A 13,612-nucleotide genomic window follows, 5' to 3' on the forward strand; every position below is an offset into this window, starting at 1 on the left:
GGCCCCTATCCCATCGGACGGTAGTGGCCGAGGACCCAGGCCAGCTGCGGGAACCACTCCTGAAGCCGCGTCCTGGGCCTGGCCTCCACCACGCACTCGTAGAACCTGCCGTCCATGTGGACCACGGCGACCATCAGCGCCTTGCCGTCCGGGCTCGCCCTGTAGTGGACGCCGCGGATCTCCGGCCAGCGGAACTCGACCGTGAGGCCTGAGGTCTCGAAGGCGACGCCGGACGCGTCGACGACGACCGCGTTGCGCTTGTCGACGGCCAGGAAGTCCGGGCCGGCCGCCACCTGCTGCTGAGGCGGCGGCGGAGCCTGGGAGTACGGAGGCTGTGCGGGGGCGTACAGGGGTTGCGCCGGCGCGTACTGCGGCGGGGGCGGGCCGAAGCCCGGGCCGGGTGGCGGGTGCTGGGTCATCCGGCCATTCTCCCGCCCTAGAAGAACTCCCCCCACGGCTGGTCCCAGATCTGCTTCACGCACAGGACCAGGAACAGCAGGCCCGCGACGGCGAGCATCACGTTGCTGAGCGGGCCGTTGCGCCACTCCCTGGGCGTGCGGGAGGAGTTCAGGAGCCAGATCAGCGTGCCGGCGAGGAAGGGCAGGAAGGCCGCGCCGAGGACGCCGTAGATGATGATCAGGCGGAAGGGCTGGCCCTCGAAGAGGAGGATCATGGGCGGGAAGGTCAGCCAGAGCAGGTAGGCGCGGAAGGGCCAGGAGCGTTCGCGGGTCCCCGAGGCGACCTCCTCGCCCTTGGCCTGGCCCCTGCCCGACAGCCGGGCCACGAAGTCGGCGAACATCAGGCTCACTCCGTGCCAGACGCCGATCAGGGAGGTGAACGACGTGGCGAAGAAGCCGATCAGGAAGAACTTGGCCGTCGCCGCGCCGTACTCGTCCTCCAGGATGTCGCCCAGCTGGATCAGGCCCTTGTCGCCGCTCGCGATCGCGACGTTCGCCGAGTGCAGGAGCTCCGCGCCGACGAAGAGCATGGCGATCACGAAGATGCCGGTCGTGGCGTAAGCGACGCGGTTGTCCAGGCGCATGACCTTCATCCAGCCGGTGTCGGTCCAGCCCTTGGCGTTGACCCAGTAGCCGTAGGCCGCCAGGGTGATCGTGCCGCCGACGCCGCCGATCAGGCCCAGGGTGTTGAGGATCGAGTCCTTCTCGTCCGGGAGGACCGGTAGAAGTCCCGCGAAGGCGTCGGGGATGTTGGGCGTGACCCGGACCGCCAGGTACACGGTCACCAGGAACATGACACCCACCAGGACGGTCATGACCTTCTCGAACACCGCGTACTTGTTGAACCAGACGAAGACCAGACCGACCAGTCCGCAGGCGATGCCCCACCACTTCAGATCCATCACGCCGGGGAACAGCGCCTGGAGCGGCAGCGCGCTCGACGACATCGCCGCCGCGCCGTAGACGAAGCCCCAGACCACGACGTAGACGGCGAAGAACCAGGTCGTCCAGCGGCCGAGGCTCGCCCAGCCGTCGAACAGCGTGCGGCCCGTGGACAGATGCCAGCGGCCCGCCGCCTCGGCCAGGGAGATCTTCACCAGGCAGCCGATGATCGCGGCCCACAGGAGGGTGTAGCCGAAGTTGCTGCCGGCGATCAGCGTGGCGACCAGGTCGCCCGCGCCGACACCGGTCGCCGCGACGACGATGCCCGGACCGATGTACTTCCAACTCGCCTTACGAGGCTGGGGGTGCTGCGACGCCTCGTGGCCCTTGGTGTTTCCCGTGGTCTTCGCCATGCAGGTCAACAAACCGCAAAGAGCCCGGCCCGACAAGAGGGCATGAGCGCAAACCCCCTAGGGGCGCGGGGCTGTATCGATATGCGGCTCCGCCGCGTGGGCGCGATCAACCACGACGGACCCGCGGACGGGAACGCCCCCCCGGCGGCTGGGCGAGCCCCGGGGACGGCCGAACCCAGCGGAGCGTCACGGCTGTCGCCGACCACAGCCGTCCGATCCGCACGGGCCGAGCTCGAACCACACGGTCTTGCCCGGCCCGACGCCGGCACCGGGGAGAACGGCCGTGGGACGTTCCTGGTGGACGCTGGCCCAGCGCTGGGGCTGCCACCGGGACCGACGCTCGGTGTCGGCCACCTCGCAGCGCAGGACGCCGTGCGCGGCGAAGAGCGTGAGCTTGAAGCGGCTCTCGCCGTGCACCAGGGCGTTGGTGGCCAGTTCAACCGACAAGCAGTTCCGCCACGTCCGCCACCTCACCGCGCTCCGCGAGCCCCCAGCCCTCCAGCTGCCTGCGCACCTGCGCGCGTGCCTCGCGGACGGCGGAGGGGCCGGGGTCGTACTCGACGCTCAGGTGGCCTGCTCCCAGGGGTGGTTGCGGGAAACGGGCCGTACCGGACGTCGGGGTCCGGGAGGTGGCGCCCGGAGAGTCGCAGCATGGCTCCAGGGTGTCCCGGGGGCCGGTCCGGCGCAGGGGGAGGACTACCCGATCCCCTACCTGCTTGCGCAGGTGGGTGGGTTACGCGTACTGGAGGCGGACCGTGGCTCCCTGGGTGTCGTCGCGGATGTCGACGTACGCGCAGACCTGCCGCGCGTACCACAGGCCCGGGCCGGGTTCCGGGCCCGTGGGGGGCGGCGGGACGAAGCCGGCGAGCGGGTCACCTACGGGGCGGGACGAGCGCAGTTCGCACACGCAGGCGGGTGCCTCGCCCCACAGCCAGGCGGTGCCGTCGAGGGGCGCCAGGGCCGCCGCGGTCTCCGCGACGGCCGCGGCGAACAACTCCGCGTCGGCGGCGGGCAGCCCCCGGGCCCGCGCCCAGGCCTGCACGGCCGCGGCGTGCGGCTCCGCGAGCGGCTGCGCGTCCGCCGGTGGCAGCGGCAGCGGCAAGGCGTCGAGTTCGGCCGCGAGCCGCACCGGTTCCTCGTACACCTCCGTGTCGGGGTGGGCGCGGCGGGCCGCCGCGACGACGGCCGGGCCGGCGGTGCGGGTGTCGTACGCGCACAGGGCGGTGGTGGCCATGGGCGCGAACAGGAGGTTGAGGAGGGCCTCGTAGCGGATCCACTCGGTGGTCTCGCGGGCCGAGCGGCCGGCCCGGCCACTCCAGACGGGCTCCATGAGGAGGTGGATCCTGCCCCCGGGACCGGCGTGGGCGGTGAGGTAGGAGGCGGCCTGGGCGACGGCGTTGGCGGCGGAGCCGGTGTACCAGTCGGTGTGCGGGATGCAGGTGACGTCCTTGGCGTCCCCGCCGAGGGCGTCCCGCAGGAGGTCCAGGTTGCGGGGGTCGGCGATGGCCACGGGGGGTGGTTCGCCGGGCGCGGCGAGGCCTTCGCCGAGGAAGGGCAGGGCGGCCACCACGAAGTCGTCGTCGGTGCCGAAGACGGCCATGCGGTGGTCGAACGCGGCGGGCGTGGGGGGCTGTCGGGTCGTCATGGGTTCCCCTCGGGGTTCGCGGTGCGGGCGGGTCAGCGCTGGGCGGTCACCCAGGCGGCGATCTGACTGCGGTTGCTGAAGCCGAGCTTGCTGATGGCCTTCGGCGGTGCGGCGGGCGATCACCAGACGGTCGGCGATCTGCTGGTCGGCGAGCCCTTCGGCGACGAGCCGGGCGCGGGACACGATCCGCGCCCGCTCCGCCCGGCAGGAGCGCCTCCGCCGGTGCCGGGCCCGTTCCCCGCCCGGCGTCGGGCTCGGCCGTGTCGTCCGCGCACACCGCCTCCGCCGTCGCCAGGTCGAAGCTGCCCGCCAGGACCGACAGCCGGGCCCACACCAACTGCTCGGGGCCGGTGCACAGGTCGTGGCTCCAGGCGACCGCCGCGCGCAGGGCCTGGAGGCGGGGCAGGGCGGCGGGGCTGCCGGTGGTGAGGAAGCGGTAGCGGTCGTCGAGGCGGTCCAGGAGCTGGTCGACGTCCAGGACGCGCATCCGGGCGGCGGCGAGTTCGATGGCGAGCGGGAGGCCGTCCAGGCGGTGGCACAGGCGGGCCACCAAGGCGCGGTTGTCCGGGGTGAGGCGGACGCCGGGGACGACCGCGGTGGCCCGGTCGGCGAAGAGGGTGAGGGCCGGACAGCCCTCGGCGGCGGAGAGGTCACCGTCCGGGTCGGGCACCGGCAGGGGCCGCACCACCTCCAGCAGGTGTTCCTCGGTGAGGCCGAGCCGGTGCCGGCTGGTGGCGAGGACGCGGACGCCCTCCGTGCCGTGCAGCGGGGCCGCGACGAGCCGCGCACACGCTCCCGCCAGATGCTCGCAGTCGTCGACGACGAGCAGCAGCCGCCGGTCCCGCACCTGCTCGACGAGGGCGTCCAGCGGCGGCTGGGCGGAGTGGTCGTGCAGTCCCAGCGCGTCGGCGGCGGCGAGCGGCACGAGCGCCGGGTCGTGCAGCCCGGAGAGGTGCACGAAGCGCACGCCGTCCGGGAAGGCCCGCTGCACCCGGGCCGCGATGCGCGCGGCGAGCCGGGTCCTGCCGACGCCGCCCGGCCCGGTGAGCGTCACCAGCCGTGCGCGGGCCATCAGCTCGCGGCCCTGGGTCAGTTCGCCACGCCGGTCGACGAAGCTGGTCGTCTCGACCGGCAGTTGGGGGTCCCGTCGTGGCGCTGATCCGCCCATGATCAGCCAGTCCTCTGGGGGTGCGGTGCGAGGGCCGACAGGCCCTGGCGCGGGTCCTCACTCTCCACCGCTGCGTACATGTACGCACGCCCGGGTCACACCCGTGGGTGTACTTCCACCAGGACAGCTCGACCGCCGCGCAGCCCGCGTACCATGCGCGACCGCTTTCCGTCTTGACCTGCTCATGCCATTGGCAGAACGATGTGCGCCACCCGCACCACGTACGTCGCACGGAACAACCCCGCCTCCCACAAGGAGATTTCATGCGACTTCGCATACGAGGCTCCGGTGCCGGCACCGGCAGACGCACCGCCGCCCTCGCCGCCCTCCTCGCACTCGCCCTCGCGGCACCCCTGTCCGCGACGACCTCGGACGCCACCGCCGACAGCGCACGCAAGGCGGCCCCGTCGGCCGACGACGTCCGGCAGTACGAGATCCACCTGCACGCGACGGCCGAGGACCGCACGGCGCTCCAGCGCACCGGAGTGACCGTGGACGAGGCCCACGGCCACGGTGTCGTCGTCTCCGGACGCGCGGACCAGATCAGGAAGCTGCGCGCGCTGGGCTACGAGGTCACCCCGCTCGGCGCGGTGCCCGACCGGTCCGCCGGGAAGGGCGACGTCCGGGTCTTCGACTTCCCGTCCGCCGACTCGCGCTACCACAACTACGCGGAGATGACGAGCGAGATCAACTCGATCGTCGCGGCCAACCCGTCCATCGCCAGCCGGCGCGTGATCGGCACGTCGTACCAGGGCCGGGACATCGTCGCCGTCAAGATCAGCGACAACGTGGGCAGCGACGAGGCCGAGCCGGAGGTGCTGTTCACGCACCACCAGCACGCCCGCGAGCACCTCACCGTCGAGATGGCGCTCTACCTGCTGCGCGAGCTGACCTCCGACTACGGCTCCGACTCACGCGTCACCGGCATGGTGAACAACCGTGAGATCTGGATCGTCCCGGACATCAACCCGGACGGCGGCGAGTACGACATCGCGACCGGGTCGTACCGCTCGTGGCGCAAGAACCGCCAGCCCAACAGCGGCAGTTCGTACGTCGGGACCGACCTCAACCGCAACTGGAACTACCGCTGGGGATGTTGCGGCGGCTCCTCGGGCTCGACGTCCTCCGAGACCTACCGGGGCCGGGCGGCGGAGTCGGCACCCGAGGTGAAGGTCGTCGCCGACTTCGTGCGCAGCCGGGTCGTCGGCGGCGTGCAGCAGATCAAGGCCGGCATCGACTTCCACACGTACAGCGAGCTGGTGCTGTGGCCGTTCGGCTACACGTACTCCGACACGACGACCGGGATGACCGCGGACGACAACGCGGCGTTCAAGGCGGTCGGGCAGAAGATGGCCGCGAGCAACGGGTACACGGCGGAGCAGTCCAGCGACCTGTACATCACGGACGGGTCGATCGACGACTACCTCTGGGGCACCCACAAGATCTTCGGGTACACCTTCGAGATGTACCCGAGGTCCGGCGGTGGGGGGTTCTACCCGCCCGACGAGGTGATCGAGCGGGAGACCTCCCGTAACCGGGACGCGGTGCTGCAACTCCTGGAGAACGCCGACTGCATGTACCGGGCCATCGGGAAGGAGACCCAGTACTGCCGGTAGCCGCCCGGCCGGTTACTCCGCGTCTTCGTCGAAGTAGGCGTCCAGAACCGCGTCCAACTGCTCGTCCCACTCCGTGAATCGGCTCCTGGCCGGCGCCTCGATCTCGATCGGGTACCAGCGCCGGTCAGGGGTGTGGACGGTGACGGTGTAGCGCTTGCCGAAGCGGGCCGTCTCCGTCTCGACCGCCCCGATCTCGTCCCAGCGGAACTCGCATTCCTGGTCGTCCAGGGACAGGCGTACGCCTCTGCGGTCGGCGACTATTCTCGCGCGGCGGTCGGACGCCTCGAAGACGGGGCCGTCGACGTCGGCCTCCTCCGGCTCGGCGGCGGCCGCCCGAGCCGTCTCCTCCGGCTCGGGGACGGACTCCTCGGCGACCTCGGCCGCGGCGGCCTCGGGCTCCTTCTCCGGCTCGTCGTCCTCCGTCCGTCCGGACGCGGGTGACGTGAGCCCGGGGATGAAGGCCGGGTCGAATCCGGCGCCCTCCAGGGGCTGACTGCTCGAACCTATGCGCTGCTGCTCCACAGCGGAGCAGTATGGTCGACAAACCTGTGCCGCACACAGCCGGTCCCGACTTCGTTATCAGACGCCTACACGAACAGGCTCAATACCGCCGCCACCGCGAACCCGGCCACCGACAGCACGCTCTCCAGCACGGTCCACGACTTGAGCGTGTCCCGTTCGCTGATGCCGAAGTACTTGGCGACCATCCAGAAGCCGCCGTCGTTGACGTGCGAAGCGAAGATGGAGCCGGCCGAGATCGCCATGATGACCAGGGCGACGAAGGCCTGGGAGTGGTCCCCCTCGGACAGCAGGGGCGCCACGATGCCCGCCGTCGTCACGATCGCCACCGTCGCCGAGCCCTGGGCGACGCGCAGCACCACGGAGATCAGGTACGACAGAACGAGCACCGGCAGGCCCACGTCGTTGAACGTGTCCGACAGGGCCTGGGCGACGCCGCTGGCCTTGAGGACGGCGCCGAAGATGCCGCCCGCGCCGACCACGAGCAGGATGTTGCCGACCGGCTTCAGGGACGCCGTGGACACCGTCTCCAGCGACTTGCGGGACCAGCCGCGCCGGATGCCGAGCAGGTAGTACGCGAGGAACAGGGCGAGGGTGAGCGCCACGAACGGGTTGCCGAAGAACTCGATCACCGAGCGGAGGGTGGAGGGGTCCAGGGCGATCGAGGAGAACGTCGCGGCCAGGATGAGGACCAGAGGGGTGCCGATGATGCCGAGGACCGTGCCGAGGGAGACGGGCTGCTCGCGCGGCTCCGTGCCGGCCGCCCGCTGCTCGTCGACGACGGCCTGCTTGGCCTCCTCCGCGGCCTCGACCATGTCCTGCGGCACGGCGACGAAGATGCGGCGGCCGATCCACGCCGAGTACGCCCAGGCGGCGGCCACGGCCGGCAGACCGCAGACGATGCCCATGAGGATGACCCAGCCGAGGTCGACGTGGAGCAGGCCGGCTGCGGCGACCGGGCCCGGGTGCGGGGGCAGGAAGGCGTGCGTGACCGACAGGCCCGCGAGCAGGGGCAGGCAGTAGAGCAGGATCGACTTGCCCGAGCGCTTGGCGGCGGCGTAGACGATGGGCGCCAGGACGAAGATGCCGACGTCGAAGAAGACGGGGATGCCGAAGATCAGGCCGGTGAGGCCCATGGCGAGCGGGGCGCGCTTCTCGCCGAACATTCCGAGCAGGCGACCGGCCAGCACCTCGGCGCCGCCGCTGACTTCGAGGATCGCGCCGAGCATGGTGCCCAGGCCGATGATGATCGCGACATGGCCGAGGATGCCGCCCATGCCGGACTCGATCGTGGAGACGGCGTCCGACTTCTGGACCGTGCCGAAGAGTTCGGTGACCGACAGGCCGGCAGCGAGGCCGACGGCTATGGAGACCGCGAGCAGGGCGACGAACGGCTGGAGTCTCATCCTGATGATGAGGAACAGCAGCAGCCCGATGCCGAGCGCGGCGGTGAGCAGGAGTCCGGCCGTACCGTCGACCAGGAGGAGCAGGCCTCCGGTGTGGGGCGGGGTCTCGGCGGGGGCGGACGCGGCGAGCGGAAGGGACATTCGGGGGTCCTCTACGTAAATGCATGCAGCTTCTGGGTAGGGGGGAGCGCGACGCGGCGCATCGGGGGCGCCGCGCCTCACGGACGTGCGGGAGTGGGGGGTGGGTCAGCCGAGGACGGCCAGCGCGTCGATCTCGACGAGGAGACCCGCGGGCAGGCCGACGTAGACCGTCGTGCGCGCGGCGGGCGGCTGGGTCAGGCCCTGCTCCTCGAAGTACGCGTTGTAGATCTCGTTGAACTCGGCGAAGTGGGCCACGTCGGTGAGGTAGACGCGGATCATCATGGCGTCGTCCCAGCCGGCGCCGCCCTCTTCGAGGACGGACTTGACGTTGGCCAGGGTCTGGAGGGTCTGCTCGCGCAGGGTCGGCCCGGCGGGCGTGGGCGGCTTGCCCTCCTCGGCGGGCAGGAAGCCGACCTGTCCGGCGACCTGGAGGATGTTGCCCTTCCTCACGCCGTGCGAGAACTTCGCCGGCGGGGTGGTGTGGGTCTTGGGGGTGAGTGCGGTCTTGTCCGTCATGCGGTGCCCTTCACTGGTGTTCTGCCGGAGTACTCGCCGCTGATGGCGTCCGCCGTACGGCGCACCAGCGGCAGGAGGGTGAGGAGTTCGTCGGCGGTGACGACGACGTTCGGCGCGGAGACCGACATCGCGGCGACGACCCGGCCGTCGGCGCCGCGGATGGGCGCCGCGACACAGTTGATGGACTCCTCGTGGCCGCCGAGGTCGGTGGCCCAGCCCTGTTCGCGCACCTTCTCCAGCTCGCGCAGGAACGCGGTGGCGTTGGGTGTCGAACGGGCCGTGTACGCGGGGTAGTCGAGCTTCTCCGCCACCGCCCGCCGCTCGTGCTCGGGCAGGTCGGCCAGAAGCAGCTTCGCGACCGCGGCGACGGTGATGGCGACGGGCTTGCCGATCCGTGAGTACATCCGCACCGGGTAGCGGCTCTCGACCTTGTCGATGTAGAGGACCTCGTTCTCCTCGTACACGGCGAGGTGCACGGTGTGCCCGCAGCTCTCGTTGAGGCGGACCAGGTGGGGATGGGCGATCTCGCGGACGTCGAGGTTCTCCATCGCCTCCTGGGCGAGCGCGAAGAGGCGGGCGCCGAGGCGGTAGCGCTGGTCGGACTGGCGGTAGACGAGGCCGTGCTCGTGGAGGGTGCGCAGCAGGCGCAGGGCGGTGGACTTGTGCACGCCGAGGCGGTCTGCGACCTGCCCCAGGTCGGCGGGGCCCTCGGCGAGCAGCGGCAGGATGCTGAGCGCGCGGTCGACGGTCTGGCTCATGGCGTACGTACCTCCTCGGGGGCCCGCTGTGTGTCATCGGTCCAGCCCGGGCCGAGTCGCAGTCTCCCCCATGCGGCGTCGTCCAGGGCGGCGAGGCGGTCGGCGTGCTCCCGCGCGGGCGGCGCGGCGAGGTCGCCCGGGACGGTGAGCGCGGCGGCGGCCAGCAGATGGCCGTGCCGCAGCCGGTCCCGGACGGGCAGTCCGCGCAGGGTGGCGGAGAGGAACCCGGCGGCGAAGGCGTCCCCGGCGCCGACGGCGGCGACGACGTCGACCCGCGGGGCGGGCACGAAGGTGACGTCCCGCCTCTCGAAGACGGTGGCTCCCGCGGCGCCCTGCTTCACGACCAGCACCTCGGGTTCGGGGAGGGCGGCGCGGACGGCCTCGGCGCCGCGCAGCCCCCAGGCCTCGTCCTGCCCGACGAACACGAGGTCCGCGCCCCGCGCGAGGTCCCGGAGCACTTCCGGGGCGTCCGTGTCGCGCCACAGGCCGGGCCGGTGGTTGACGTCGAAGGAGACCAGGGGGCGGCCGGGCCGGCGCGCGGTCAGCTCGCGCATCAGGTCCAGGCAGGTCCCGGAGAGCGCGGCCGTGATCCCGGACAGGTGCAGCACGCGGCCGGCGCGGACCGCGTCCAGGTCCACGGTGCCGGCCGACATGGCCGAGGCCGCTGAGCCGGCCCGGTAGTAGGCCACCTCGTGCGCGTCGGTGGCCCGGTCCCCGGCGGTGCGGAAGTAGATGCCGGTGGGGCGGGCGGGGTCGCGCCGGACGTGGGCCACGTCGACCCCGTACCCGCCGATCGCCTCGACCAGGTGGTCGCCGAACGGGTCGTCCCCCACCCGGCTGACCCACCGCACGGAGTGCCCGGCGGCGGCCAGCACGCACGCCGTGTTGGACTCCGCGCCGCCGATGCCCCGGTCGAAGGAGGGGACGTCGGCGAGCCGTCCCGGCCGGGACGGCAGGAACGTGACCATGGACTCGCCGAGCGCGACGACGTCCACGACGTCGGGGGCGTTGCAGGGTCCGGTGGGGGTCACGATGCTCGTAGCTCCTGGTCGCTCGGCGGGGGCGGCGGGTGCGGCCGCTTGCGTTGACCCCGGGTGGCCGAGATGTTAGACAGCGTTGAGCGATATACGCAATGAATGTTGCAGTAAGTGCAACACCCCTGATCAGGGAGGCTCCATGCCAGCCGATACCGCCGCCGAGTCCCTCGCCCGGCTCGCCGCCGAGCACGTCGACCACCGTTTCAAGGGCCTCCCGCCGGACGCCGACGGCCTGACCGTGGGCGAGCTGGCAGCCCAGCGCCGGAACCTGTTCACGGGCGGTTTCGCCACGCCCGTGCTCGCGCTGTCCGCCGAGCGCCTGGAGCACAACCTGAGACTCATGGAGACCTACGCGGACCGGCACGGCCTGGCATTCGCGCCGCACGGCAAGACCTCCATGGCGCCGCAGCTGTTCCAGCGGCAGATCGAGCACGGGGCGTGGGGCATCACGCTGGCGGTGCCGCATCAGGTGCGGGTGGCGCGCGCGTTCGGGATCCGGCGTGTGTTCCTGGCGAACGAGCTGGTCGACGCGGCGGCCCTGCGCTGGGTCTCCGCCGAGCTCGACGCCGACCCGGAGTTCCGCTTCGTCGCTTACGTCGACTCGGTGCGCGGGGTGGAGCTGATGGACGCCGCGCTGGGCGAGGCCCGGCGCCCGCTGGACGTCGTCGTCGAACTCGCCGCCGGGGAGGGGGCCCGTACCGGTGTGCGGACGGAGGCGGAGTGCGCGGCGGTCGCGGACGCGGTGGCGGGCACGCGGACCCTGCGGCTCGTCGGCGTCGCGGGCTACGAGGGCGAGGTGCCGAAGGCCGACCCGGAGCGGGTGACGGCGTGGCTGCGGCGGCTGGTCGCGCTCGCCGCCGGCTTCGACGAGGCGGGGCGCTTCACGGACGTGGACGAGATCGTCGTCAGCGCGGGCGGCAGCGCCTGGTTCGACGCGGTCGCCGACGCCTTCGCGGAGATCCCCGAACTCTCCCATCCCGTCCTGAAGTTGCTGCGTTCGGGCGCCTACGTCTCGCACGACGACGGCCACTACCGCAAGCTGACCCCGTTCAACCGGGTGCCCGAGGAGGGGTCCCTGGAGCCGGCGTTCCGGCTGTGGACGCAGGTGGTGTCGCGGCCCACCGCCGAGCAGGCCTTCGTCAACGCGGGCAAGCGGGACGCGGCCTACGACCTCGACCTGCCCTTCGCCCAGCTGATCCGCCGGGACGGCGCCGAGCGCCCGGCGACCGGCGTGTCGGTGACGGCCCTGTCCGACCAGCACGCCTGGCTGAGCACCACACCGGAAGCGGATCTGGAGGTGGGTGACTGGGTCGGCCTGGGGCTGTCCCACCCGTGCACGTCGTTCGACAAGTGGCCGCTGATCCCGGTCGCCGAGGCGGACGGCACGGTCGTCGACTACGTCCGTACGTTCTTCTAGGAGGCCGGGAGCGATGGAAGAACTCGTCATCCGGGACGCGGACGTCGTCGACGGCTCCGGCGCGGACTCCTACCGGGCCGATGTCGTGGTCGACGGCGGCCGGATCGTGTCCATCGTCAAGGAGGCCGCGGCGGCCGGCTGCCAGCGGCCGAAGGCACGCCGGGAGCTGGACGCCGAAGGCCTGGTCCTGTCGCCCGGCTTCGTCGACATGCACGCCCACAGCGACCTGGCCCTGCTGCGCGACCCCGACCACAGCGCCAAGGCCGCGCAGGGCGTCACACTGGAGGTCATCGGCCAGGACGGGCTGTCGTACGCGCCGGTCGACGACCGGACGCTCAGCGAGGTGCGCCGGGCGATCGCCGGGTGGAACGGCCCCGGGGACGACATCGACTTCGACTGGCGGACGGTGGGCGAGTACCTCGACCGCCTCGACCGCGGGATCGCCGTGAACGCGGCCTACCTCATCCCCCAGGGCACGGTCCGCGCGCTCGCCGTCGGCTGGGAGGACCGGGAGGCCACCCCGCGGGAGCTGGAGCGGATGCGGCAGCTGGTCGCCGAGGGCATGGAGCAGGGCGCCGTCGGCATGTCCTCGGGGCTGACGTACACGCCCGGCATGTACGCGAAGGACGCCGAACTGACGGAACTGTGCCGGGTGGTGGCGTCGTACGGCGGCTACTACTGCCCGCACCACCGTTCCTACGGCGCGGGCGCCCTGGAGGCGTACCGGGAGATGGTGACGCTGACCCGGGAGGCGGGCTGCCCCCTGCATCTCGCCCACGCCACCATGAACTTCGGCGTGAACAAGGGCCGGGCGCCCGAGCTGCTGGCCCTGCTGGACGAGGCGCTGGCGGCCGGGGCGGACATCAGCCTCGACACCTACCCCTACACCCCGGGCTGTACGACGCTGGCGGCCATGCTGCCGAGCTGGGCGAGCGAGGGCGGGCCGGAGGAGACCCTCAAGCGGCTGGCGGACGAGGGCACGGCCGAACGGATCCGCCACGACCTGGAGGTCACCGGCTCGGACGGCTGCCACGGCGTGCCCATCGAGTGGGACACGATCGAGATCTCCGGCGTGGGCGACCCGGCCCTGGCCGACTACGTCGGCCGGACGGTCCAGGAGTCGGCGGACCGGCGGGGCGAGGCCCCCTGGGTGACCGCGCGCGGGCTGCTGCTGGCCGACCGGCTGGCGCCGACGATCCTCCAGCACGTCGGCCACGAGGAGAACGTCCGGGCGATCATGCGCCACCGGGTGCACACCGGGGGCTCGGACGGCATCCTCCAGGGCGCCAAGCCGCACCCGCGCGCGTACGGCACGTTCCCGCACTATCTCGGCCACTACGTGCGGGAGTTGGGGGTGCTGTCGCTTCAGGAGTGCGTCGCGCACCTCACCTCGCGCCCGGCGGCCCGGCTGCGGCTGCCGGACCGGGGCCTGGTGCGCGAGGGGTACGTCGCCGACCTGGTGCTCTTCGACCCGGCGACGGTCGCGGCGGGGTCGAGTTTCGCCGAGCCGCGCGTCCTCCCGACGGGCATCCCGTACGTACTGGTCGGCGGGCGGTTCGTGATCGAGGACGGGCGTCGCACGGACGCCCTGGCGGGCCGGGCGATCCGCAGGACTCCCGCGTGACCGCCCGACCCG

The 13,612-nt window shown here is 72.2% G+C and carries 13 protein-coding genes; 3 read left to right on the forward strand and 10 right to left on the reverse strand.

Going from position 1 to position 13,612, the window contains the following annotated elements; genetic code table 11:
* Window positions 1-5: 5 nt before the first annotated feature.
* The 5 genes from ACIBL4_RS06685 to ACIBL4_RS06705 form a co-directional block, all read right to left on the reverse strand.
* Entirely contained in the window at window positions 6-419 is a 414-nt protein-coding gene (locus tag ACIBL4_RS06685; RefSeq protein WP_399407162.1) for a hypothetical protein, read from the reverse strand.
* A 17-nt stretch (window positions 420-436) separates the two neighbouring features.
* Window positions 437-1,753 carry an Nramp family divalent metal transporter gene (locus ACIBL4_RS06690; protein WP_399407164.1) on the reverse strand — a complete coding sequence of 439 codons (1,317 nt, stop codon included), beginning with the start codon at window positions 1,751-1,753 and terminating at the stop codon, window positions 437-439.
* A 186-nt stretch (window positions 1,754-1,939) separates the two neighbouring features.
* Entirely contained in the window at window positions 1,940-2,200 is a 261-nt protein-coding gene (locus ACIBL4_RS06695) for a hypothetical protein (protein ID WP_399407166.1), read from the reverse strand.
* Window positions 2,201-2,486: 286 nt separating this feature from the next.
* Entirely contained in the window at window positions 2,487-3,398 is a 912-nt protein-coding gene (locus ACIBL4_RS06700) for an anti-sigma factor RsbA family regulatory protein (RefSeq protein ID WP_399407168.1), read from the reverse strand.
* A gap of 46 nt (window positions 3,399-3,444) precedes the next feature.
* Complete coding sequence (locus ACIBL4_RS06705; RefSeq protein WP_399407170.1) at window positions 3,445-4,566, reverse strand: ATP-binding protein; 1,122 nt, start codon at window positions 4,564-4,566, stop codon at window positions 3,445-3,447.
* Window positions 4,567-4,829: 263 nt separating this feature from the next.
* Between ACIBL4_RS06705 and ACIBL4_RS06710 the strand changes: the two genes are divergently transcribed.
* Window positions 4,830-6,182: a M14 family metallopeptidase gene (locus ACIBL4_RS06710; RefSeq protein ID WP_399407172.1), complete on the forward strand. Its 1,353-nt coding sequence runs from the start codon at window positions 4,830-4,832 to the stop codon at window positions 6,180-6,182.
* 12 nt (window positions 6,183-6,194) lie between these two features.
* Here ACIBL4_RS06710 and ACIBL4_RS06715 read toward each other — a convergent pair whose 3' ends face one another.
* The 5 genes from ACIBL4_RS06715 to ACIBL4_RS06735 form a co-directional block, all read right to left on the reverse strand.
* Window positions 6,195-6,704, reverse strand: coding sequence for a hypothetical protein (locus ACIBL4_RS06715; protein WP_399407174.1), 510 nt, complete (start codon window positions 6,702-6,704; stop codon window positions 6,195-6,197).
* Window positions 6,705-6,769: 65 nt separating this feature from the next.
* Window positions 6,770-8,248, reverse strand: a complete 1,479-nt coding sequence (locus ACIBL4_RS06720) for a GntP family permease (RefSeq protein ID WP_399407176.1) — start codon at window positions 8,246-8,248, stop codon at window positions 6,770-6,772.
* Between the two features lie 105 nt (window positions 8,249-8,353).
* Window positions 8,354-8,764, reverse strand: a complete 411-nt coding sequence (locus ACIBL4_RS06725; protein WP_399407178.1) for a RidA family protein — start codon at window positions 8,762-8,764, stop codon at window positions 8,354-8,356.
* Window positions 8,761-9,522, reverse strand: coding sequence for an IclR family transcriptional regulator (locus ACIBL4_RS06730; RefSeq protein WP_356927992.1), 762 nt, complete (start codon window positions 9,520-9,522; stop codon window positions 8,761-8,763). The genes ACIBL4_RS06725 and ACIBL4_RS06730 overlap by 4 nt, the downstream gene beginning before the upstream one ends.
* Window positions 9,519-10,553: a sugar kinase gene (locus ACIBL4_RS06735; RefSeq protein ID WP_399407180.1), complete on the reverse strand. Its 1,035-nt coding sequence runs from the start codon at window positions 10,551-10,553 to the stop codon at window positions 9,519-9,521. The genes ACIBL4_RS06730 and ACIBL4_RS06735 overlap by 4 nt, the downstream gene beginning before the upstream one ends.
* A 145-nt stretch (window positions 10,554-10,698) precedes the next feature.
* On the opposite strand from ACIBL4_RS06735, the gene ACIBL4_RS06740 reads away from it, so the two are divergent.
* Together ACIBL4_RS06740 and ACIBL4_RS06745 are read left to right on the forward strand one after the other, a co-directional pair.
* Window positions 10,699-11,976: an amino acid deaminase gene (locus tag ACIBL4_RS06740; protein ID WP_399407182.1), complete on the forward strand. Its 1,278-nt coding sequence runs from the start codon at window positions 10,699-10,701 to the stop codon at window positions 11,974-11,976.
* A gap of 13 nt (window positions 11,977-11,989) precedes the next feature.
* Window positions 11,990-13,600: an amidohydrolase family protein gene (locus ACIBL4_RS06745; RefSeq protein WP_399407184.1), complete on the forward strand. Its 1,611-nt coding sequence runs from the start codon at window positions 11,990-11,992 to the stop codon at window positions 13,598-13,600.
* Window positions 13,601-13,612 lie beyond the last annotated feature (12 nt).

It is taken from the genome of Streptomyces sp. NPDC050416, from assembly GCF_044458845.1.
GTDB lineage: Bacteria > Actinomycetota > Actinomycetes > Streptomycetales > Streptomycetaceae > Streptomyces.

Bases quoted from the DNA above. Each gene is read 5' to 3' on its own strand.
- ACIBL4_RS06705 (WP_399407170.1), bottom strand. From the start codon at position 4,566: ATGGGCGGATCAGCGCCACGACGGGACCCCCAACTGCCGGTCGAGACG.
- ACIBL4_RS06745 (WP_399407184.1), top strand. From the start codon at position 11,990: ATGGAAGAACTCGTCATCCGGGACGCGGACGTCGTCGACGGCTCCGGC.
- ACIBL4_RS06710 (WP_399407172.1), top strand. From the start codon at position 4,830: ATGCGACTTCGCATACGAGGCTCCGGTGCCGGCACCGGCAGACGCACC.
- ACIBL4_RS06725 (WP_399407178.1), bottom strand. From the start codon at position 8,764: ATGACGGACAAGACCGCACTCACCCCCAAGACCCACACCACCCCGCCG.
- ACIBL4_RS06690 (WP_399407164.1), bottom strand. From the start codon at position 1,753: ATGGCGAAGACCACGGGAAACACCAAGGGCCACGAGGCGTCGCAGCAC.
- ACIBL4_RS06685 (WP_399407162.1), bottom strand. From the start codon at position 419: ATGACCCAGCACCCGCCACCCGGCCCGGGCTTCGGCCCGCCCCCGCCG.
- ACIBL4_RS06730 (WP_356927992.1), bottom strand. From the start codon at position 9,522: ATGAGCCAGACCGTCGACCGCGCGCTCAGCATCCTGCCGCTGCTCGCC.
- ACIBL4_RS06700 (WP_399407168.1), bottom strand. From the start codon at position 3,398: ATGACGACCCGACAGCCCCCCACGCCCGCCGCGTTCGACCACCGCATG.
- ACIBL4_RS06740 (WP_399407182.1), top strand. From the start codon at position 10,699: ATGCCAGCCGATACCGCCGCCGAGTCCCTCGCCCGGCTCGCCGCCGAG.
- ACIBL4_RS06720 (WP_399407176.1), bottom strand. From the start codon at position 8,248: ATGTCCCTTCCGCTCGCCGCGTCCGCCCCCGCCGAGACCCCGCCCCAC.